This window comes from Nitrosomonas marina (assembly GCF_900111605.1).
GTDB lineage: Bacteria > Pseudomonadota > Gammaproteobacteria > Burkholderiales > Nitrosomonadaceae > Nitrosomonas > Nitrosomonas marina_A.
Genome location: NZ_FOIA01000010.1, coordinates 52,512 through 74,176 on the forward strand (window position 1 = coordinate 52,512; position 21,665 = coordinate 74,176).

At 47.0% G+C, this 21,665-nt stretch carries 18 protein-coding genes; 11 read left to right on the forward strand and 7 right to left on the reverse strand.

Going from position 1 to position 21,665, the window contains the following annotated elements:
* The first annotated feature begins 352 nt into the window (after positions 1-352).
* From BMY62_RS06120 to BMY62_RS06140, 5 genes are all read left to right on the forward strand, one after another.
* On the forward strand, positions 353-1,012 hold the full coding sequence (locus tag BMY62_RS06120; RefSeq protein WP_177170307.1) for a LuxR C-terminal-related transcriptional regulator: 660 nt from the start codon (positions 353-355) through the stop codon (positions 1,010-1,012).
* A gap of 242 nt (positions 1,013-1,254) precedes the next feature.
* Complete coding sequence (locus BMY62_RS06125; RefSeq protein WP_177170308.1) at positions 1,255-1,650, forward strand: CsgE family curli-type amyloid fiber assembly protein; 396 nt, start codon at positions 1,255-1,257, stop codon at positions 1,648-1,650.
* 18 nt (positions 1,651-1,668) lie between these two features.
* Positions 1,669-2,076: a curli assembly protein CsgF gene (locus BMY62_RS06130; protein WP_090657719.1), complete on the forward strand. Its 408-nt coding sequence runs from the start codon at positions 1,669-1,671 to the stop codon at positions 2,074-2,076.
* A 100-nt stretch (positions 2,077-2,176) separates the two neighbouring features.
* On the forward strand, positions 2,177-2,998 hold the full coding sequence (locus BMY62_RS06135) for a CsgG/HfaB family protein (RefSeq protein ID WP_218142941.1): 822 nt from the start codon (positions 2,177-2,179) through the stop codon (positions 2,996-2,998).
* A gap of 220 nt (positions 2,999-3,218) precedes the next feature.
* A complete protein-coding gene (locus BMY62_RS06140) occupies positions 3,219-3,980 on the forward strand; it encodes a hypothetical protein (RefSeq protein WP_090657721.1) in 762 nt (253 codons plus the stop codon).
* Between the two features lie 284 nt (positions 3,981-4,264).
* Here BMY62_RS06140 and BMY62_RS06145 read toward each other — a convergent pair whose 3' ends face one another.
* Positions 4,265-4,813, reverse strand: a complete 549-nt coding sequence (locus tag BMY62_RS06145; RefSeq protein WP_090657723.1) for a carboxymuconolactone decarboxylase family protein — start codon at positions 4,811-4,813, stop codon at positions 4,265-4,267.
* A 132-nt stretch (positions 4,814-4,945) separates the two neighbouring features.
* Here BMY62_RS06145 and BMY62_RS06150 point away from each other — a divergent pair, with 132 nt between their 5' ends.
* Positions 4,946-5,845, forward strand: a complete 900-nt coding sequence (locus BMY62_RS06150) for a LysR family transcriptional regulator (protein WP_090657725.1) — start codon at positions 4,946-4,948, stop codon at positions 5,843-5,845.
* 282 nt (positions 5,846-6,127) lie between these two features.
* Here the strand turns inward: BMY62_RS06150 and hrpA are convergent, their stop codons facing one another.
* The 5 genes from hrpA to BMY62_RS06180 all read right to left on the reverse strand — a co-directional run bounded on the left by hrpA (position 6,128) and on the right by BMY62_RS06180 (position 13,783).
* Complete coding sequence (hrpA, locus tag BMY62_RS06160) at positions 6,128-9,901, reverse strand: ATP-dependent RNA helicase HrpA (protein ID WP_090657729.1); 3,774 nt, start codon at positions 9,899-9,901, stop codon at positions 6,128-6,130.
* 15 nt (positions 9,902-9,916) lie between these two features.
* The gene (locus BMY62_RS06165; protein ID WP_090657731.1) at positions 9,917-10,519 is read right to left on the reverse strand and encodes a glutathione S-transferase; all 603 of its coding nucleotides are present in this window, start codon (positions 10,517-10,519) and stop codon (positions 9,917-9,919) included.
* 15 nt (positions 10,520-10,534) lie between these two features.
* A complete protein-coding gene (gene djlA, locus BMY62_RS06170) occupies positions 10,535-11,326 on the reverse strand; it encodes a co-chaperone DjlA (RefSeq protein ID WP_090657733.1) in 792 nt (263 codons plus the stop codon).
* An 85-nt stretch (positions 11,327-11,411) separates the two neighbouring features.
* A complete protein-coding gene (locus BMY62_RS06175; RefSeq protein WP_090657735.1) occupies positions 11,412-12,479 on the reverse strand; it encodes an SDR family oxidoreductase in 1,068 nt (355 codons plus the stop codon).
* Between the two features lie 23 nt (positions 12,480-12,502).
* A complete protein-coding gene (locus tag BMY62_RS06180; protein WP_090657737.1) occupies positions 12,503-13,783 on the reverse strand; it encodes a nucleotide sugar dehydrogenase in 1,281 nt (426 codons plus the stop codon).
* Positions 13,784-14,341: 558 nt separating this feature from the next.
* Here BMY62_RS06180 and prsT point away from each other — a divergent pair.
* Positions 14,342-17,143 carry an XrtA/PEP-CTERM system TPR-repeat protein PrsT gene (gene prsT, locus BMY62_RS06185; RefSeq protein WP_177170309.1) on the forward strand — a complete coding sequence of 934 codons (2,802 nt, stop codon included), beginning with the start codon at positions 14,342-14,344 and terminating at the stop codon, positions 17,141-17,143.
* 135 nt (positions 17,144-17,278) lie between these two features.
* On the opposite strand, the gene BMY62_RS06190 is transcribed toward prsT, so the two are convergent.
* Positions 17,279-17,521, reverse strand: a complete 243-nt coding sequence (locus tag BMY62_RS06190) for a BolA family protein (protein ID WP_090657741.1) — start codon at positions 17,519-17,521, stop codon at positions 17,279-17,281.
* A 360-nt stretch (positions 17,522-17,881) separates the two neighbouring features.
* Between BMY62_RS06190 and BMY62_RS06195 the strand changes: the two genes are divergently transcribed.
* From BMY62_RS06195 to BMY62_RS06210, 4 genes are read left to right on the forward strand one after another with little or no spacing between them, the layout of a single operon-like run.
* Entirely contained in the window at positions 17,882-18,634 is a 753-nt protein-coding gene (locus tag BMY62_RS06195; RefSeq protein WP_090657743.1) for an endonuclease/exonuclease/phosphatase family protein, read from the forward strand.
* A complete protein-coding gene (clsB, locus tag BMY62_RS06200) occupies positions 18,631-19,815 on the forward strand; it encodes a cardiolipin synthase ClsB (RefSeq protein WP_090657745.1) in 1,185 nt (394 codons plus the stop codon). Before BMY62_RS06195 ends, clsB begins: the two co-directional genes overlap by 4 nt.
* Positions 19,816-19,821: 6 nt before the next feature.
* Positions 19,822-20,835: an L-threonylcarbamoyladenylate synthase gene (locus BMY62_RS06205; RefSeq protein ID WP_090657747.1), complete on the forward strand. Its 1,014-nt coding sequence runs from the start codon at positions 19,822-19,824 to the stop codon at positions 20,833-20,835.
* A 10-nt stretch (positions 20,836-20,845) separates the two neighbouring features.
* Positions 20,846-21,631, forward strand: coding sequence for an HAD family hydrolase (locus BMY62_RS06210; RefSeq protein ID WP_090657749.1), 786 nt, complete (start codon positions 20,846-20,848; stop codon positions 21,629-21,631).
* Positions 21,632-21,665: the final 34 nt, after the last annotated feature.

Genomic DNA, 21,665 nt, shown 5'->3' on the forward strand with positions numbered 1-21,665 from the left:
GGGATAGTTAGTTGAAAATAGTACTTAAGTGTAAAAAATCGGCTGGCGGGAAACGAAGTCAATGTAGAAAGTCACACGTTAGTAAAGGATTGTTTCATTGGGAGCAGTCGATTGAGCAAAGATGGTCGCGTTGTTATTGCTGGTGTCGGTTTTTCTTACATTTCGCTTCTTCTGGTTTTCGTGATCAGTATAATTATATGATTTCTATGAAATTATTATTTATGGCATAAAATTTGCTTTTTTAACATATAAGGAGTCGCTAGCTGAGAAGAGATTTTATAAAGCATAAAATAATTATGAAATATGAATAAGCCTTTTTGTTTTCAGGATGCGGAGGAGCGTTGAATCTGAGATGAGTACAGGAATACCTCAACACAGGGTTTTATTGATAACTAAAAAAAGTGTTCAGGTGGATTTTCTGATCAAATTCTTCAATTCAAAAAAGATTGCTTGTACGCAACGCGAAGCCTGGGATGTCGAGAAACCGGTCCTTAACGCCTCGACAATATTAATGATCGATTTCCTGGTGAATAATCCGGAACTGATTGATCAACATATGAGCAGGCTGAATAAGAAACTGTCCCGTTTGCCTATTTTTGGCTTATTCAATATTGATCAAAAATACAATACCGGGAAGTTGATTAAACTGACGCGCTGGGAAAACTTCAGATTTTGTTTTCTGAATACCATTTCAGAGAAACAGCTGTTGTCCGGTATCTCGACAGTTGCTCAGGGTGATTACTGGTTGCCACGTGAGTTACTAAATGCGGTTCTGAAAAAAATTCATCATTCGAATAATATGTCGCCGAAGCAGCAGTTGATAAATTTGACTAAAAAAGAGAAGGTTATTTTAAATTTAATATCGGAAGGCTATTCCAATACCAGGATAGCAAACAGTCAGTTTGTAACAATTCATACGGTAAAGCGGCATGTATACAATATTTTCAGGAAAATTAATGTAAGTAACCGTGTTCAGGCCGTACAGTGGTTCAATTCCATTGATCAACGTTAATGTGAAAGATTAAACAATGTTTCCGTTCACTATTGCGGTGGTGCTGCCGGCTGTTATCAAAAAATACAGCCAGTTAATTCGACTGGCTTGTTAAATGAAAGATTTTGCCAACAGCTGAAATTATGAAAAATATTCCTGGTGATCTGGCACAGAGGTGCCGCAGTAATCGACCGGGCTCGACTATCCGCAGGTGGTTTGCAGTGTTAGCTCTGGTATCTGTGGCAATATTTTTGGGGGGAAGTATGTCTGCATTCGCTCTCGATGAGGGTGTTATAGAGAACAATGCGCAGGGACAGCAGGATCTGCTTCAGGATATCGATGGTGGCATTGTAGTCGATCACACAATTACCATGATTGCGCATGAGTTTTATCAGCATTTCGTCAAATTCTGGCGGGACCAACCCGCATTTTCGACTCATAATTTAACAATTTATGAAAGACCGACAGCGCGTTGGGGAAGTATTGTATGGATTGAGCATAAAAATATCATTATTTTTCGGGCCAATCTATTTAGTGCGCGTTCCAAAACTGAGGCTATCGCTGAAATGGCAGCAAAAAATATCAATCAGCAACTGGAACAGATTGAATTGCAGGATTTGTTGTTTGATGATCCCGATCTGACCAAGGAAGGCTATTAATTGAGAGGTTGTTCACAAATGAAAAAACTGCAATGCTTACTATTGTTTTGTTGGATGAGTTTGTCCCCGGCCCATGCGACCGAGCTGGTTTATACTTTCAAGAACCCTGCGTTTGGCGGCAACCCACTAAATGGTCCGGCGCTGCTGAATAATGCCCAGGCACAAAATGACGAGAAGGATCCGTTTGGTGATCAGACGCCTTTGGAAAAATTTAATGAGACGCTGCAAAGATCGATTCTGAATCGGTTAAGCGCAACAGTGGCCGGTCAGGTCATCGGTGACCAGGGCGGGCTGATTCCGGGTACGGTGGAGACGACTGATTTTATTATCGATATCGTTGATGTTGGTGGCGGCCTGCTGACTATAACAACTACTGATAAAGTAACCGGTAACAGTACATCTTTCTCAATTGATAATAACTTTTAAGATGTTCTTTTCGTTTTTATACATGTTGTTTTACCGGTACAGGCACCTGGTTCTCATTATATCAATCGCGGTATTGATCGGCGGTTGTGCAACCAGCATCGTGACCACGCAGACTCCCGCGCGTTTGACACCGGCATCCGCAACCTATAAGGACCTGGTCAAGTTGCCGAAATCGAAAGGTAAAATTCGTGTTTCTGTGTATGGTTTTCGCGATCAGACCGGTCAATTCAAACCAACCCCTGCAAGCGCTTTCTCCACGTCTGTAACGCAGGGTGGTGCGAGCATGCTGGTCAAGGCACTGCTTGATTCGCAATGGTTCATACCTGTCGAACGAGAAGGCTTGCAAAATCTGTTGACTGAGCGAAAAATCATTCGTGCTGTGGAGCAGCAACGGCCTGACATTGAACCGGAGCTGCCCACACTGTTTCCTTCCAGCGTTATTCTGGAAGGCGGTATTGTCAGTTACGATACGAATGTAAAAACAGGCGGTCTGGGCGCGCGTTATTTTGGGATAGGCGGTTCTGGTGAATACCGGACTGACCAGGTAACGGTTACCCTGAGGGCCGTGGATGTTAGAACCGGCAATATCTTCAGCAGCGTATCGACGACCAAAACCGTATTCTCTTATGCGCTTGAAGCCGGCGTATTCAAGTTTCTGACATTTAACCGCCTGCTTGAAGCGGAAGGAGGTTATACCAGAAACGAACCTGCGCAGCTTTGCGTAAATGAGGCCATTGTCGCCGCGGTCATTCATTTGATCATTGACGGAATTGAAAGTGGAAAGTGGTTTTTGGAAAACCCTGATGACTACCAGTCCCCTGTTATTCAGGGATATCTCAAGGAACGAAACGAACTACTCTCACTGGAGACAGTAGAGCGGAGCGAGATGTTGCGAAGCGCATCTGAACCGGTGACAAAATAACAGCCTCAACAGGTTCGTAAAGGACTGCCTGAACCGTTTAGTATTATGCAGTCTGGCTGTCGTCGTGTGTATGTGAGGTAAAAGATTCTGTTGTTGGTCCCGATTCTTTACCGAAATAATTGTCAGCAAGAAACCGGTTTAACAGATTTGCGTATCTTTCTCTGTTGCTGGCCGGAAAATGCAAATTTATAACATCAGTTAGCCTGTCGGGAGGCTGAGAATGGACTATCTTGAAGCATTTGTCACAATGATCGGCCATATTGCATGGCCGGCGACTGCAATCGGTATTGCCGTCATAGCCCGTAAGGAATTGCGAAGCGTGATTTCGGCGCTTGCAAAAAGAATCGAAGACAAGAGCAGTGCTGTTTCGATTACCAGAGAAGGTGTAGAAATCAAGGCAGTTGTCGAAGCGCAGGAAGCGCGTATTATATCCATGCAGGCGGAGCAGGATCAGGTCAAATCGCTGGCGCTTCAGCATTTCAAGGCAGCACAGCCACTTGGAATTAAGACGCTGAAGCATACCGGTTTGCAGGATATCGACGCTCATCTGCGGGAAATGGCCGATGCTTACATGGCGATCAATCTTCCGGATTACTCGGAACGTACAAGAGCCAAAAATGCGGCTGCGGGACAAATGGCCTTTTATATTGTCTCAAACAGGATCAATAAAGATCAGCTAGCCAATGAGAACCACGAAGGGCTGCTGATCGGATTGGCAGAATCGATCATACTGTCGGCTGAGACCGGTGATGCCGAAAGACTGCTTAAAGCCGCGCCAGGTGCAAAAAGACTGCATGTTCGCTATCGCGTGCTCATTGCCTTAACCAAACTGCTTGAAAGCAATCTATTGCCGCTGGCCGATATAGGAATAGTGCGAGCGCTGCTTGGCGAATATGAAGTGGGCGCTGACAGTTCCCTTAAGCGTTTGATTTCCAATGTTACATCACTCGTTAATGGTCTGATTAGTATCCCGAAAGATTAAAATTATTGAAAGACAGCGTACTGGCAATTCAGGTATACATGACAGCTCAAGCGTGAATTATCGCTGTCTGATGGCCCGAAAGAACAAAAGCGAACGGGTAATAAAGCTGCCGTCAATTTGCGTTTAAAGGGAGTATTAGAAATTCTGTTTCCTGTTACACGTTTCCCGTTCCGAATACCGCGTCAGTTATTTTCCCGGGTTTTCACTGTGCAGATACGTCAGAAACCTGTTGCCGCTTCAACGGTATCGGGTGACGATCATCGCCACCCGTTCTATGCCAGGGTTTAGGCCGCGAGTGTATCAACGACCGGAAAGTCGATTTCAGTACCCAGAACTTCATTGATATAGTTGGTCAGGGTATTAAGTGCGACATTACCGATAATTTCAACAATTTCAGCATCGCTGTAGCCCGCATCACGAACTGCCTGCAAGTCGCTATCAGAGACGGCGCCCCGGTTTCTGGCGATCTTGACGGCGAAACTGACTGCGGCGGCAGCCTTCGCATCGCTGGATGTTCCTCTGCGGGCTGCTTCAATCTCGGCTTTGCTCAGTCTGGCAAGATTGGTGCCCAGGTAGCTGTGAGCGGCAAGGCAATAATTGCAACCATTGATCTGGGCAACAGCAAGTGCAATGCGCTCGCGTGTTTGCGGTGAAAGTGAGCCCTTTCCAAGTGCACCGTTCAGCCCCAGATAGCCTTCAAGAGTCTGGGGGCTGTTGGCAACGATACGGAACAGGTTTGGAACACTTCCCAGCAGTTTGTTCACTGCTTCAAGCGACCCTTTTGAAGCTTCCGGTGCATCGTTGATTGATGCGGGTGTATGTATACGTGACATAACTGTTCTCCTTGTCAATTAGTGAATGGAGTAATGACTATACAGTTATTCATTAATGAAATAATTGGTTAAAATAGTAATTAACTATTACTAAATGCGTAATAATAATCTCATGATAAGGATGAATATTCAATGGATAAGCTGGAAACAATCCGTATCTTTGTCGAAGCGGCCGTCAATCGGAGTTTCGTGGCGGCAAGCCGTAATCTTGATATATCAGCGCCTGCGGTGACTCGAGCGATTGCTCAGCTGGAAGCATCTTTGAGGGTAAAACTGTTCAACAGGTCAACACGGCATGTTCGCCTGACCGATTCAGGCGAACGGTTTTTAACGGATATGAAGCAACTCCTCGAAGATCTGGAACTTGCAGAAGCGGCGGCGTCCGGGAGCTATCTGAACCCAAAGGGGACTTTGTCCATTACCGCCCCGGTATTGTTCGGCCAGAAATACATCATGCCCATTGTCGCGGAATATCTGGGGCTGTACCCGGACGTTTCGGTAAAGACCGTGTTTTATGACCGCGTCTGCAATTTGCTGGAAGAAGGCCTGGAAATCGCAATCCGTATTGGCCACTTGCAGGACTCAAGCCTCTATGCGGCGCATGTAGGGAATGTCAACCGCGTCATCTGCGGGTCTCCCGGATATTTTTCAACTTACGGTATTCCGAAGCACCCCGCCGATTTAGCCGGCCACAAGATCATCATGGCCTCTACGGTTGAGCCTTCAACATCGTGGAAGTTCGTAGCCTCCGGTACAAAAGAAACAGTCAAGATTACGCCGCACCTTGATTGCAACCATAACGGCGCTGCGCTGAATGCCGCTATCCTGGGGTGCGGTGTCACGCGGTTGATGTCCTATCAGGTTGGGGAGGATATTCAGGCAGGAAGGTTGCAGAAAGTACTCGACGCGTACGAATCAGACCCGCTCCCGATTCATATTATTCATCTTGAAGGGCGCCGAACCACCGCAAAAATACGTGCTTTCATAGACCTGTCTGTCGAACGTTTAAGAGCGAACCCTTTTATTAACTGAAAATAGGATATTTCAAGGAAGTTTTTACGCAGCGAAGCCGTTGTCACTGTTTAAAACTTGACCGTGTAATTCGGGGTCAATGAAATCGGTACATATTAAATGTTATCCACACTTTCCAGATGCTTTGTAATCTTCTCGCTGCTTTTTGCTTCTGCTGCGGTTGCCTGGTATTGTTTACTTCATCGTCCAGATCTTCTTGCAACCAATCTGTTGCTGCAGGTGCTCGTCTTTATCTTCTATGGAACAGCGGTAGTGTTAAAAGCAAAATTTAATAGACTTTAGCTATTTCCTGATTTTTTCCCACAATTTCTCCAGTCGCTTCACCGAGACCGGTTTTGGTGTTTTCAGTTCCTGTGCGAACAGCGACACTCGGAGTTCTTCGAGTTGCCAGCGGAATTCGGTCAGATTCAGGTCATCGATGCCTAGTTTCCGGTGTTTTTCGAGACAATGCTGGTAACGCGACCAGAGTACATTGATTTCCGCAGCTTGCTGTTCGTCGCGCGGCAGGTTGCCGGACGATTTGTCCAGGCGTACGCGCATGGCTCTGAGGTAACGCGGAAAATGTTTTAGTCGTTCCCATGGTGTTTCACCAATAAATCCGGGATAAATCAGATGGTTGAACTGCTGGTCGAGATCGGCTGCAATACGGGGATTGGCTTGTTTGGTCGACGACCTGTATTGCATCAATGCATGATAAGCTTCGGCGATTTCACCCAGCACCCGGGTATAATTTTCGATTACATGCGGCAGGCGCTCTCTCGCCTTTGGTAGCTGAGCAGTATAGGCCTGTTCTGTTCGGGGAAGCGGATCGTTTCCGACAAATGCACGGTCGGCAATGGTGTCGATCAAATCCTGCTTCAGCTCGCCGGGATTGATGCATGTGGTTAATTGCAACGCAGCCTGGCGAAAACCGGGGATGCTTTTATCGAGCTGCTTCATGTGTTCCCGAAATTCAAGCTGCATCAGTCGGCTGACTCCTTTACGCATGGCCTGCTCGGCTGTAGCCGGGGTATCAAACAGGCGGATCGCCACATGATCTTTTTCGTCGACAAGCGCCGGGTACCCGATCAGCTTGCGCCCGCTGCGCGTGAAGGTGATTTTCTCAGGCAGATTGCCAAAATCCCAGTGTTTGATATCGTCACGCTCGATACCGGCTTTTTCATCATCAAGACTCAACTGGCGAAATGTGGATTGCGCCGCACTGCCAAACTGGGCTTGCAGCGCGGCGAGATCGCGGCTCATTGCGCATTCTTCGCCAGCTTCGTTGACAATTCTGTAATTCATCAACAGGTGCGGTGGCATGGTTTTATCTGCCCAGGTGTCGACAGGAATGGTCAGTGTTGTTTTGCGCAAAATAAATTTCGTCAGTGCGTCGCGAAGCGCTGCATCCTGCGGGGATCCAGACTGCCATTGCAGAAACTCTGTCACCGATTCGGGGATTGGCACAAGCAGGCGGCGTACCTGCTTGGGAAGTGCTTTCAGATACCAGGTTATTTTTTCGCGGACCAGTCCGGGCACAAGATAATCAAACTGTTCGGCATCAAGCCGATTCAGCACGGGCAGGGGGATGGTGACTGATACACCGTCGAGCACGTGCCCCGGCTCAAAGCGGTAGCTGAGTGCAAAGCTGCTGCCGTCGGATAATGCAAGTCTTTCCGGGAATTGCACTTCGACCGCATCACCCGAATGCCGGGTCAGCAGCTCACGGTCCAGATACAGCAGCTTTGGGTTCTCGCGCTCGGCCTGCTTGCGCCAGTGCTCAAATCCGGCGCCGTTATAGATGTGGTGCGGAATGCGCTCATCATAAAATGCAAAAATCGTTTCATCGTCTACCAGCACGTCCTGTCGCCGGGTTTTATGTTCCAGATCCTCGACTTCCTTGACAAGCAGACGGTTATGCGCAAAAAAAGGCGCCTGAGAGTGATACTCTCCGGCAACCAGTGCGCCGCGGATAAACAGCGCTCGCGATTCTTTCGGATTAATTCGACCGTAGTGAACCGGCCTTCTGGTGACGACAGGCAATCCGTACAGAGTGACGCGCTCATAGGCAATGACCTCGGCACGTTTTTTCTGCCAGTGCGGATCGAAATAATCGTGCTTGCAGAGGCTGCCCGCAATTTTCTCCAGCCATGCCGGATCGATACGCGCGACACAGCGTCCGTACAGTCTGCTGGTTTCAACCAGTTCAGCGCAAACTGCCCATTTGGCCTTTGCTTTGCCTTTTTTAAGCGCGGACCCCGGAAAGACTGAAAATCTGATGCCGCGTGCGCCCAGATATTCACCTTCTTTTTCGGTTTTGTAGCCGATATTGCCAAGCAGTCCTGCAAGCAGTGCGCGATGTATTTCATCATAGGTTGCCGGGATTTCGTTGGGCCTGAAACCGAATTCCTTAACCAGTACATTAAGCTGGTTATGGATTTCCCGCCATTCGCGCAGACGTCGATAAGACAGAAACTGATCGCGGCACTGTGCGACGAGTTTGCGGTTTGATTTCTTGTTTTTGAGCAGTTTGTCAAAATATTCCCATAGTTTGAGGTAGCTCATAAAGTCGGAACGCTCGTCAAGAAACCGTCGGTGCGCCTGATCGGCAGCGTCCTGATACTCGAACGGTCTGTCGCGCGGATCTTGCAGACTGAGTGCCGAGGCGATGATAAGCACTTCGTGCAGACAGTTCTCGCGCTTGGCCGCCAGCACCATGCGCGCGATGCGAGGGTCAATAGGAAATTTCGCCAGTTGCCAACCCAGTCGGGTCAGGCGCTTGTTCTCGTCAACGCCCCCGAGTTCTGTCAGTAATTGATAGCCGTCCGCGATCATGCGTGCAGACGGCGGTTCCAGAAATGGAAAGTTTTCCACATCGCCGATTTTCAGCGATTTCATGCGTAAAATCACTGAAGCCAGCGACGAGCGCAGAATTTCGGGATCGGTGAATTCCGGCCTGGTCTGATAATCCTCTTCTGAATACAGCCGGTAGCAGACACCGCTGGCGATACGTCCGCAACGCCCGGCGCGCTGGTTGGCTGAAGCGCGCGATATTTTTTCCGTCTGCAGTTGCTCGACTTTGTTGCGATAGCTGTAGCGGTTAATACGTGCCCAGCCTGAATCGATAACGTAGCGTATTCCCGGTACGGTCAGTGAAGTTTCTGCGACGTTGGTTGCGAGCACGATGCGTCGTACCTGACCTGGCCTGAATACACGCTCCTGCTCGTTGAATGACAGGCGCGCAAACAGCGGCAGGATTTCCGCACCGGGAACGTCGGATTGCTGGCGGTCGAAATGATGTTTGCGCAACGATTCGGCAGTTTCGCGGATTTCGCGCTCTCCTGGCAAAAAAACCAGAATGTCGCCCGACTGGCTTGTTTGTACGATTTCATCGACAGCATTAAGAATTTTTTGTTGCATATCGACATCCTCATCGTCTGGCACGACTGGCTGATAGTGAATTTCAACGGGATAGGTGCGTCCCGAGACTTCAATCACCGGCGCATGATTGAAATGTCTGGAAAATCGTTCGGCATCAATAGTGGCGGATGTCACAATCAGTTTGAGATCGGGCCTTGACGGCAATAACCGGTGGATATAACCCAGCAAAAAATCGATGTTCAGGCTGCGTTCGTGCGCCTCGTCGATAATAAGGGTATCGTAAGCCAGCAGTCTGGGGTCACCTTGCGTCTCTGCGAGCAGGATACCGTCGGTCATGAGTTTGACATAACTTTCAGTGCTGACCTTGTCTGAAAATCGCACCTTATAACCAACTGTTTGTCCCAGCGCCGTTCCCAATTCCGCAGCGATTCGTTTAGCAACCGAGCGGGCAGCGATACGGCGTGGCTGGGTATGGCCGATTATTCCATGCACGCCACGCTGTAGTTCCAGGCATATTTTGGGTAACTGCGTGGTTTTTCCTGAACCTGTCTCGCCGCAGATAATGACAACCTGATTCTCGGCGATCGCCTGTTTAATGGCTTCGCGTCTGGCAACTACGGGCAGGCCATCGGGATATGCCGGCTGTGGCAGACGCGCCAGCCGGCATGTTGATTTGTCCGGTAAGTCGGTTTCCATAATCCGGCAGATCCCTTATTTTTTTTGCATAACCGCCAAAAAAATATCCGATGACAATCGCGCATCAAGCCATCGAATCAGGTGTATATACTGTGACGCATTAAACCAGTCTTTATCGACATGGGCAAACTGCCGGATAAACGGGAAAATGGCAACATCCGCGACCGTCAGTCGGTCACCCATCAGATAATCATTGTGGCATAGTCGCATATTCAGTGCCTCCAGGAAAAATATCGCTTGCTCCCTATAATGTTCAGTCGGGTGTTCAGGATGGCGTACCGAGTATTTATATTTGTTGAGCGCTTCTTTAAAAGCACCATCGTTTTGTGAGATCAGCGACTCAGCTTTGTCAGACAGCTTGTTTGGACCATCCAGCCATTGTTCAGGGTCGTTTATTGCCAGCGCCCATTTCATTATATCGAGACTCTCTTCGATGACGCGACCATCGGCTAATCGTATAACAGGTACGGTGCCTTTGGGTGAACATTCCAGAAGCGCAGCGGGTTTGGCACGAAGATCGACTTCATGCATATTCACGTCGATACCGCTGACTTTAATGGCCATCCTGGCGCGTATGGCATAAGGACAGCGGCGAAATGTAAACAGCAATGGTTTCATGTGCTAAATTGCAGATCAGGTTGTAGAGTGGTGTTGGGCACGGTGTTTTTTGATCAGATCATATGCTGTCTGAATTTCCTTGGCCTGTTCGGTAGCGACGGAAACCATTTCCTCCGGAAGCCCCTGGCCTGTCAGTTTGTCCGGGTGATACTGGCTCATCAGTTTGCGGTAAGCGCGCTTGATCTCCTGGTCCGAGCTGCGACGGCCAACACCAAGCGCCTTGTAGGCTTCTTCCAGTGCATCGCCCGAAGTTACAGACTGACCGCCAGCAAAACGCGTTTGGTTAATCACCATCTCCAACAGACGGTCGTATGCTGCCTTGCTATAACCCAGACGCCCGGCAATTTCTTTTAACAACCGTGATTCTGCGGTATTCAGCTGTCCGTCCGAAAGCCCCACGCTGATCAGATACACCAGCAGCATTTGCCGTAGATTGCCAGAGCTGCCGCACACGGCCATGAACTCGGCCAGCTTAGGTTTGATATCGAACATGGGTGTAGCGCCGCGCTTAAACAGCGCGATCGCTTTGAGCCGATGATCGGATGTCATGCCGAGCTGCCGCATGAACTGCTCGACGTGCGCCACTTCATTTTCGGAGACCCGGCCGTCGACTTTGGCCAACTTTCCCATCAGAACAAAAACGGTTTCGAGAAACACGGACTGGCGGCGTGCAGGCGAAATAAAATTCATGCCGCCAGCGCCCGGGGATTTAAACCGGTCAATGATGCTGCCCACTAAAAATCCCAGCATACTTCCCAGGATACCCAGGACAAAAAAGCCTGCTATGGCGCCCAGAAACTTAAACAAAATATTTTTCGGAAAACTTCATACAAGTGCAGCGACAAGCTATTCGACAGCATGGGCTATGCAAAAACAGTAATTCATTATTATATTATACTGCCTGACGGCCGGATGAATCATCATCCGGCCTTTTGGACAGGTCAGCCACATACCAGTCCATTGCCGATTGCAGTCCTTCCCGAATTGCATGTGTTGGCTCAAATCCCAGCAGTTCACGGGCCTTGCCGATATCCGCCTGAGAATGGCGCACATCGCCCTTGCGAAAATCGGCATACTCAGGGCGGAACGTGTTCAAATGTGGAAACTTATCCACAAGCAATACATGCATCATTGTAAAAAGCTGGTTCAGGCTTGTGCGTTCATTCACTGCAACATTATAAACCTGATTAATGGCGTCTTTTCTTGCAGTCAATGCTGACAGAATATTTGCCTGAACGACATTGTCGACATAACAAAAATCCCTGCTGGTTTCACCATCACCATTGATGTAAAGCGGTTTGTTTCTGATTAGTGCTGATACCCACAATGGTATGACAGCGGCATAGGCACCATTGGGGTCCTGACGGGGCCCGAAAACATTAAAATAGCGTAAACCGATGGACGCCGTACCGTAACAGCGCGCAAAGACATCAGCGTACAGTTCGTTGACATATTTGGTCACTGCGTAAGGCGAGAGCGGCTGACCAATGATGGATTCGACTTTGGGCAAGCCGGGATGATCGCCATACGTTGAACTCGATGCTGCATATACGAAACGCTTGACTCTGGCGTCTCGTGCGGCAACCAGCATGTTCAGAAAACCGGAAACATTGTTTTCGTTGGTTAGGATCGGGTCATTGATCGAACGCGGTACAGATCCTAATGCGGCCTGGTGCAACACGAAATCCACGCTTTCGCAGATGTCCTTGCATGTTTCGAGGTCGCGTATATCACCCGTGACGAATCTGAAGTTGTTCCAGTGATCGGTGCCTACGAGATCTTTGACCTGATCCAGGTTATTCTGATAGCCGGTCGAGAAATTATCCAGTCCGATTACGCGCTGATTCAATTTCAATAATTTTTCAAGCAGGTTGGAGCCGATGAAACCAGCGACCCCGGTAATCAGCCAGGTAAAACGGTTTTCAGTCAAATATTGCTGCATATCCTGGTAGCACGTCATTTCGTGTTCCTTGCAAAATTGAATCAAAGTCGCCAAACATGAAAACCCGAAGCACGCAGTGCGGCCTGACTGAATTTTGATTTCACATCGATAAAACAGCCGTTTTCAACAATCTTGGACTGTAAGTCGGGCATTGTTTTGGTTAAAAACTCAATATGGGAAACGGCCACAATCATGGCTTCAGCGCGTGGCAGACTTTTCCATGGCTCGAGCGCGATATTGTATTCGTCCCTGGCCTCGTCAGAATCGGTCACTGGATCGCACACATGAGTCTCGACACCATAATCCTGCAGTTCGCGGATGATATCAATTACCTTGGAATTTCTCAGGTCGGGACAGTTTTCCTTGAATGTCAGGCCGAGTACATTTACTTTGGCTCCGCGAACATTAAAACCGGCTTTAATGATCTGCTTGATGGTCTGCTCGGCAACATACTTTGCCATATTGTCGTTAATTCGGCGGCCGGCTAGAATCACCTGTGGCATGTAACCAATCATCTCAGCCTTGTGTGTCAGATAGTATGGATCAACTCCAATGCAGTGACCGCCTACCAGACCGGGGCGAAACGGAAGGAAATTCCATTTTGTTCCCGCAGCTTCCAGAATATCCAGCGTGTCTATATCGAGTTTGTTAAAAATCATTGCCAGTTCATTCATCAAGGCGATATTCAAGTCACGCTGCGTATTTTCTATCACTTTGGCCGCTTCAGCCACCTTGATACTGGCCGCACGATATACGCCGGCTGTCACGACGCTCTCATACAATTGCGCGATTTCTTCCAATGAGCTTTCATTGTCGCCCGATACAACTTTGACAATCGTGGTCAACGTGTGTTCTTTATCTCCGGGGTTGATACGTTCCGGAGAATAACCGACATGAAAATCCTGCTTCCACTTCAAACCCGAGAATTTCTCCAGAACGGGAATACATACTTCCTCTGTTGCGCCGGGGTATACGGTTGATTCATAGATGATAATGGCTCCTGGTTTCATGTTCCTGCCAACTGTTTCGCTTGCGCTGATCAATGGCCTGAAGTCAGGTTGATGCGCCTGATCAACAGGCGTTGGAACGGCAACCACGATAAAATCGGCTTGAACCAAATCGGCAGGGTCAGTAGTAAAAGCGAGTTGCCCGGCCTGCTGCATTTCCTCGGTTGAAACTTCACCTGTAGGATCGACGTGTTGTCGATAATTGTGAATTTTTTCGCTGGAAAGATCAAAACCGATTGTTTGACGTTTTTTGCCAAACTCAACGGCCAGCGGCAAACCCACATAACCCAGTCCAACCACAGCAACAATACCCATAAATTTATTCTCCAGTTCAACGTTTTCGCAAAATCAAAAAACCATTCATATACTATAGATGTTTTAATGATGGATAAATACTGTACTATAGCGTCAGATTCTTCAATTTTTTGAACGCACGAAAACAATTGATCATCATTACATCAAACTAAGCTGTTTTTGCTGGTTTTTTATGTGTAAACAACACCAGTCCAGGTATGCTATAAATAAAAAAACAGTTGACAGCTATTTCGTCATTGGATTAGCAAAAATTGCTGCGCGCGTAAAAATGCGCAACAATACTTTGATAACAAACGTAATAATATTATATTAACGGTGTTTTGGTTCGCTGATATGTAGGCAAAACATGGCGCAAAGTAAGTAGCTGCCGGTTAATAATGTACTAAGGGTGGTGGAAAATGACAAAACGTTTGTGTCCAAATGTCGTTATTTACCGGTCAGGTACCGTTAATTTACGAATGGTTTTCAAAAATGGTATTTAATAAGATACGGGCGTTTTATAAACCAGTACAGAACAATCAGCTGTTTCCGCGAAATATTACAAATTGGAGAATGAATATGCATAGCCTTTTTTCCCGTTTTCACCATAAACGTTTGCTGAACAATGTTAAGTCCGCTTTGGTTTGCGTTCTGATCATACTTGGCCTAGCGGCTTGCGGCGAAACGAAAGACGCAGAAACGCTGATTACCGAAGCCCTCGAATATCAGAAAAAAGGTGATGTCAATGCAGCCATCATTCAATTCAAAAATGCAGTCCAGCAGGAGCCTGATAACGCAAAAGCGCGTTTCTTGCTAGGAGCTGTTTATCAACAGCATAATGATCTGTTATCTGCCGAGAAAGAACTGAACCGGGCGCTTGATCTTGGCATGGATGCTCAAACTGTGCTTCCGGTCTTGTACCAGGTCCTGTTTGATCTGGGCAAATACCAGCACTTACTGGAAACAATTGAACAACATCCAGCGATCAGTTCTGATAAAGATACCCAGGTACTGCTTGGAAATACATTTCTGGTGTTAATGCGGAACCAGGAAGCTAAAGAAATTTTTGATCGATTACTTGCTGAAAATCCTGATTCTCCAGATGCTTTGATCGGACTGGCCAAATATGCGCTTGCTGAGAAGGATATGGCGCTTGCCTCTAAATATTCCGATCAGGCAATCAATAAAAATCCTGAAAATTTAAGTGCCTGGACCTTTAAGGCAAACATGTTGCGTGCACAAAACAAATATAAAGAAGCATTAGACGCATTCAACAAAGTGGTACAGTTGGCCCCTAATAATGCAAATGCCCATTACAACAAAGCGACAGTTGAAATCAGTCTTGGCCAATACGACGATGCCGAAAAAAGTATCGCACTTGCGCGAGAAATAGCGCCAGATAACATTTTGTTACATCAGGCGCAGGCTTTTCTGGATTTTCATCAGGGAGAGCATGCAAAGGCCCTGAATTCCATTCAGACTGTGCTAAGCGCCGCCCCCGATCATCTACCCAGCGTGTTACTGGCTGGTGCAATACAGCTTTCACTGGGTTCATTTATACAGGCAGAACAATATCTTGAGCAATATCTAAAAAACATTCCTGGAAATATGTATGCGCGTAAACTGATGATTAACGCGCTGCTAAAAAATAACAAGACCCAGCAGGCTATCGATTATCTGGAGCCTGCTTTGCCGGTCGCGCAGCAGGATCCGCAGCTGCTTGCGCTGGCAGGAGAGGTGTACATGCGAACTGGTCAGTATACCAAAGCCTCGGAATTTTATGAAAAAGCCAATAAACTCGCGCCGAATAGTGCGATGTTGCATACTGCGCTTGGCATGACAAGATTGGCTATGGGTGACCGGGAACAAGGTATAGCCGAGCTTGAGATGGCTACCGATCTGGATAAAGGCTCTCCAAGAGCCGGTATTTTACTGGTTTTAACGCATTTTCGCGCAAATGAATTTGACAAGGCCTTGTCGGAAATAAGTGAACTGGAACAGTCGAGTCCGCAAAACCCGCTTTTTCATAACTTAAGAGGTGTTGCGTATATGGGCAAGAAGGATTTTGCCAGGGCTCGCGACAGTTTTAATAAGGCGCTTTCGGTTCAATCCGAATTTTTCCCGGCAATTTCCAATCTTGCACGGCTGGATGTGTTAGACCAGAAACCCGAAAATGCTGAAAACAGGTTTAAAGCCCTACTCAAAAAGGATGATAAGAATGTTCAGGCAATGAATGCGCTGGCAGCATTGGCTATATCCCAGGGCAATGTAGATGAGGCAACGCAATGGCTGGAATTGTCCAGTAATAAAAATCCGAATGCGTTGGATCCGGCATTGTATCTTGCAGCACATTATTTAAACCAGGGTGGGCAGGAAAAAGCGCTGCTTCTTGCAAGGAAACTGTATGGAACGTATCCAAACGAGCCCCGTGTACTCGAGTTATTGGGACAGGTGCAGCTTGCACAAAAAAATTATTCCGCTGCTCTGGATAGTTACGAAAAACTGGCGGCGCAATTACTTGATTCAGCAGCTGCACAGTTAAAAATCGCAGAAATCAATGCAGTTATGAAAGATTACGCTGCCGCTGATTCGGCCCTGAAAAAAGCTTTGTTCATTAATCCAAATTATATTCAGGCAAAGGCTGCGCAGGCCAGGTTGGCCATGCTTGAAAACAATGAAAATAAGGCGTTATCGATTGCACAAAAAATACAAAAAGAGCATGCTGACATGCCAGCCGGACATGCGCTTGAAGGTGATTTGCTGATGCAGCTAAAAAAACCGGAAGCAGCAGTGGCTGCCTATGAAAAAGCTTTTGCTGTGAAGCAGACCAGCTTGCTTGCTATCAAAATTCACACAGCATACAGCCAGTCTGGCGATGAAGCAAAAGCGCAGAAGCGTATATCACAATGGATCACTGACAATCCGCATGACATTGCAACACGCTTATATCTCGCCAATACGTTTCTAACCAAAAATCAATACAACGATGCGGCCAAAGAGTATGAGGCGATTTTGCAGAATTATCCAAACCAAATCACATCACTGAACAACCTTGCATGGTTATATCATCAGAGCAGCGATCCTCGAGCGCTGGAGTATGCGCAGAAAGCTTATGAAATTGCGCCAGGATCTCCGGCTATCGAAGATACTTTCGGTTGGATTCTTGCGCAAAAAGGGGAGCTGGAGCGGGCACTGCGATTATTGAAAAATGCCGTATCCAAGGAACCGGATAATGCAACTATTCAGTATCACTACGCCCATACCCTGGCGAAAACCGGTAAACAGAGCGAAGCGCGCCAGATATTGGACAAGATAACAAGATCAGACGCAGCATTCCCTGAAATCAGCGAAGCCAGAGAATTGCTAAAGCAGATACAATAGGGCTTTAGTAAATTACGGAAAAACAACGCAACCTGACAATGAAATAGCAATTGACCAACCCGGAATCGAATAACAGGCTCTGTATAACAGGCAGCGCCTGCTTGTGGTTCCGGGTTCGCGGTTGCTCTCAGTAGTTCAGGAGAGTTCCGCCCATTGCTCCGGTGTAAAGGTCTTCATTGACAATGCATGGATTTCCTGTTTCATTTTGTCGCCAAGCGCCTGGTATACGAGCTGATGTTGTTGGATTGTCCGTTTTCCAATGAACTCGGAACTGACAATAACCGCCTGAAAATGATGGCCATCATCTCCCTCTACACGCACTAGTTCACAAGGCAATGAAGTTTCTATGTGGTTTTTTATATTTTCTGCTGTAATCATTTTTTTCTCATGTAAAAATTGATATCGTAATCGATAAACTGTTTTTTATCATCCCTATTTCCTGTTTGGTTTCTTGCCGGTTTCAGTCAGCGATACGTCAATAGTACAATGGGACCTGCAATCTGGACCGCATGAGACACTGTTAGACTTGAAAATAATCAAATGTTCCTCAACTTTAATGGAAAATGAAGATCAGATGAAATATAGTTGAACAATTAGATAGAATTGCCTGCGAAACTGTAATTTAATGCATCATTCTTATAAAATGACACTCGTGTACTACAGTCAAATATATTGAACAGAAATGTCAGCATGGGTCCGGACCTTTTAAAATGCTAATTTATTTTTCGATGATTAACCGTGTTTAACAAATTAAGTATAGCCACCTACAATATTCACAAGGGTTTTTCCAGTTTCAATCAACGCCTGATTGTGCATAAACAGAGAGACTGTTTGCGCGGTTTAAATACCGATATTGTTTTCTTGCAGGAAGTGGTTGGACAGCACGCTAAACACGCCGCGCGTTTTACCAATTGGCCGGACGGCAGCCAACATGAGTTTTTCGCTGATTCGGTGTGGCCCGAATCAGTGTACGGTAAAAATGCTGTCTATAAATCAGGGCATCATGGCAATGCCATTTTGAGTCGATATCCAATTGTCTCATGGGAAAACGAAGATATTTCTGCCCATCGGTTTGAAAGCCGGGGTTTGTTGCACTGTGAGATCAGCATACCCAAATGGGAAGAAAACCTGCATTGTATTTGTGTACATTTGGGCCTTTTTAAAAAGGGCAGGTACACACAGCTAAAAGCTTTAAAAAAACGTATCAAAAGACTTGTTCCCGCACATGCGCCTCTGGTTATTGCGGGTGATTTTAATGACTGGCGTGAAACAACAGGCCCAACCGTGGCGGATGCACTCGATCTTACAGAGGTTTTTGAGTTCACTGACGGCAGGGCAGCGCGGAGTTTTCCATCCGCGTTACCGATATTGCGCCTGGATCGCATATATGTCCGCGGGTTTCATATCGAGAATGCATGCGTACATCATGGACATCCCTGGTCCAAAACATCTGATCATGCAGCCTTGTCCACCAATGTCATTCGTAGATGAGCAAGACGACGTATGTAGGTGGCAACGCAATCAGGCTGCTTCATAATGGTAGGGAATATTTTCCGGCCCTGGAGCAGGCGATCGATTCCGCGCAGTATGAAATTCATCTAGAGACATATATTTTTGCTGATGACTTAACTGGACGAACAATATCTGCAGCACTGATTCGTGCTGCTCAGAGAGGTGTATCCGTCCATTTGCTAATGGACGGATTCGGTTCTTATAGGCTGCCAAACAGCTTTATTCAGAATATGCTGGACGCTGGTGTAAAAATTCTGATATATCGGCGTGAAGTGTTTTTCTTTCGGTTGCGCCGGCACCGATTGCGCCGCATGCACCGGAAACTCGCAGTAATTGATGCCCGAATTGCTTTTACGGGCGGTATCAATATTATTGATGATTGCGCGCAACCGTTTGATCAAGTGCCACGTTTTGATTATGCAATATCAATCGAAGGGCCGCTTTTAAAAAAAATTTATGCATCGGTACAACGTTTATGGTGTATCGTCGCCTGGGCGCATTTTAAGAAACGCTGGATCAGCCCGCTAAAACTCTCGTCTGCAGCTAAACGCAAGGGCAATCAGCTCGCTGGTTTTCTGATACGCGATAATTTCCGCCATCGTCACGATATTGAGCGAGAGTATCTGGGGGCTATTGATGCTGCACAAAATGAAATTATCATTGCCAACGCATACTTTCTTCCCGGTCGGCATTTTTGCGACGCATTGAATAAAGCAGCTCGGCGCGGCGTTAAAGTCAAGTTGTTATTGCAGGGAAAGGTAGAATACCGGTTGCAGCACTACGCGACACATGCTTTGTACGGCAAACTGCTTGATGCGGGCATTAGAATTTATGAGTATACGCAAGGGTTTTTGCATGCCAAAGTCGCTGTCATCGACCACTACTGGGCGACGGTTGGTTCCTCAAATATTGACCCATTCAGCCTGATGCTTGCGCGCGAAGCTAACGTAGTAATAAAGGATCGCGACTTTGCCAATCAGCTCAGATCGAGTTTAATGCGTGCTGTAGCCAAGCATTCCATATTGGTGGCGCGTACCAGCTGGCAGTCAAAATCCTGGTTTTACCATGCTGTCAACTGGCTAAGCTATTTTATTATCTATTACGCGCAGAGTATTCTGGGTTACGGTCACAAGCCTGCTAAACATCATATTGCCGTATAATTGACCATGGTGTTAGACAAAGGAGCGCTGGATCAGAAGCAGCTTGAGCAAATTGCTGTCGCAGCCCGACTATTGAGACGGGGCGGTATTGTTGCATTCCCCACCGAGACAGTCTATGGATTGGGTGCTGATGCAACCAATACAGATGCTGTCCAGAAAGTTTATAAAATCAAACAACGTCCTGTAGATCACCCCCTCATCGTGCATATTGGCGATATGGCGCAACTGGATATCTGGGCAGTGGAAATACCAGAAGCGGCTCGGTTGCTGGCCAGACATTTCTGGCCCGGACCCTTGACATTAATTCTGAAGCGCAGCGCGCATACTCCGGATTGCGTTACCGGCGGTCAGGATACCGTTGGTTTACGGATACCCGCACATCCAGTGGCGTTAGAACTGCTTCACATGATTGGCCCAGATAAAGCGATTGCAGCACCATCTGCGAATCGATATGGCAGAATCAGTCCGACCACTGCGAAACATGTACGCAACATCTTGAGTGACAAAATTGATATGATTCTGGATGGAGGCGCCTGTAATATTGGTCTTGAGAGTACAATTGTCAGTTTTGAGGATGATGCGGTTTTTTTACTGAGACCTGGTGGAATTCCTGTTTCAGCGATTGAGTCGGTCTTAAGTAAACCAGTGATTTCGTATCAAAATAAAAAAACTGCAGTACGTGTACCCGGTGCATTACCCTCACACTACGCACCTGCAACACCGCTTCAGCTTTTTCATCTTCCCGAACTCGTTCAAACCGCAATTAAGCTTGCTGCGCAGAATTTGCGCGTAGCTGTGATCACCTGGTCTGATGCCGATGTGTCACAATTCAGTGTTCCGAATGTTCAACATGTTCGAATGTCTTCAGATCCTGTTCGCTTCGGCCAGCATCTTTATGCCGTTCTTCACCAGCATGACCAGGCAGCGATTGATTATATTTTAATGGAGACGCCACCGGAGCTACCGGCATGGCTTGCTATATCCGACCGCTTGCAACGCGCAAGTCAAGCTCATTTATAAATTTATTACTATGCACGCAAACAATACACACAATACACTTAAAGCAGTTTTATTTGATGTTGACGGCACACTGGCTGATACTGAACAAGATGGCCACCGTCCTGCATTCAATGCCGCATTTCAGGAATTCAACCTTTCCTGGCATTGGGATATCCCATTATATGGTGATTTGTTGCAAATTACCGGCGGCAAAGAAAGAATCCGCTATTTTATCGAACAATACGCGCCAGAAGCGCTGAACAGAAAAGATCTGGATGAATGGATAGCCAGTCTGCATAAAACCAAAACACGCCATTTCAAAAAACTCATGGAGCAGGGGGGGATACCTCTTCGACCGGGTGTTAAACGCTTGATTCATGAATTACGTAGCAAAAACATCAAGATCGCCATTGCAACTACAACAACACCCGAGAATGTAGCTTATTTGCTGCAATCAACGATGGGTGGGGATGCGATGGAATTGTTTGATGTAATAGGTGCAGGTGATATTGTTCCGAAGAAAAAACCAGCACCCGATATTTATTTCTGGGTTATGGAGAAATTGAAACTGGAGCCGGCCCAGTGTCTCGCAATCGAAGATTCCGAAAACGGATTGAAGGCGGCCCTTGCAGCACACCTGCCTACTTTAATTACTATTAATAATTATACACGCCTGCAGAACTTCGAAGGCGCTCTGGCCGTATTGTCGGATCTGGGTGAGCCGGAGAAAAAATTTTCGCTAATCACGCATAATCCGGTTCTTGTTGATAAAAATTGGATAGATACAGAGGCCTTACAGCAGTTGATTGGCAAATGATGTCGTTCTGTAAAGTAGACGGAGGTTTCGTCTG

Excerpts from the sequence above, each read along its gene's own strand:
- BMY62_RS06120 (WP_177170307.1), top strand. The coding sequence starts at position 353 with ATGAGTACAGGAATACCTCAACACAGGGTTTTATTGATAACTAAAAAA.
- BMY62_RS06125 (WP_177170308.1), top strand. The coding sequence starts at position 1,255 with ATGTCTGCATTCGCTCTCGATGAGGGTGTTATAGAGAACAATGCGCAG.
- BMY62_RS06130 (WP_090657719.1), top strand. The coding sequence starts at position 1,669 with ATGAAAAAACTGCAATGCTTACTATTGTTTTGTTGGATGAGTTTGTCC.
- BMY62_RS06140 (WP_090657721.1), top strand. The coding sequence starts at position 3,219 with ATGGACTATCTTGAAGCATTTGTCACAATGATCGGCCATATTGCATGG.
- BMY62_RS06145 (WP_090657723.1), bottom strand. The coding sequence starts at position 4,813 with ATGTCACGTATACATACACCCGCATCAATCAACGATGCACCGGAAGCT.
- BMY62_RS06150 (WP_090657725.1), top strand. The coding sequence starts at position 4,946 with ATGGATAAGCTGGAAACAATCCGTATCTTTGTCGAAGCGGCCGTCAAT.
- hrpA (WP_090657729.1), bottom strand. The coding sequence starts at position 9,901 with ATGGAAACCGACTTACCGGACAAATCAACATGCCGGCTGGCGCGTCTG.
- BMY62_RS06165 (WP_090657731.1), bottom strand. The coding sequence starts at position 10,519 with ATGAAACCATTGCTGTTTACATTTCGCCGCTGTCCTTATGCCATACGC.
- BMY62_RS06175 (WP_090657735.1), bottom strand. The coding sequence starts at position 12,479 with ATGACGTGCTACCAGGATATGCAGCAATATTTGACTGAAAACCGTTTT.
- BMY62_RS06180 (WP_090657737.1), bottom strand. The coding sequence starts at position 13,783 with ATGGGTATTGTTGCTGTGGTTGGACTGGGTTATGTGGGTTTGCCGCTG.
- prsT (WP_177170309.1), top strand. The coding sequence starts at position 14,342 with ATGCATAGCCTTTTTTCCCGTTTTCACCATAAACGTTTGCTGAACAAT.
- BMY62_RS06190 (WP_090657741.1), bottom strand. The coding sequence starts at position 17,521 with ATGATTACAGCAGAAAATATAAAAAACCACATAGAAACTTCATTGCCT.
- clsB (WP_090657745.1), top strand. The coding sequence starts at position 18,631 with ATGAGCAAGACGACGTATGTAGGTGGCAACGCAATCAGGCTGCTTCAT.
- BMY62_RS06205 (WP_090657747.1), top strand. The coding sequence starts at position 19,822 with ATGGTGTTAGACAAAGGAGCGCTGGATCAGAAGCAGCTTGAGCAAATT.
- BMY62_RS06210 (WP_090657749.1), top strand. The coding sequence starts at position 20,846 with ATGCACGCAAACAATACACACAATACACTTAAAGCAGTTTTATTTGAT.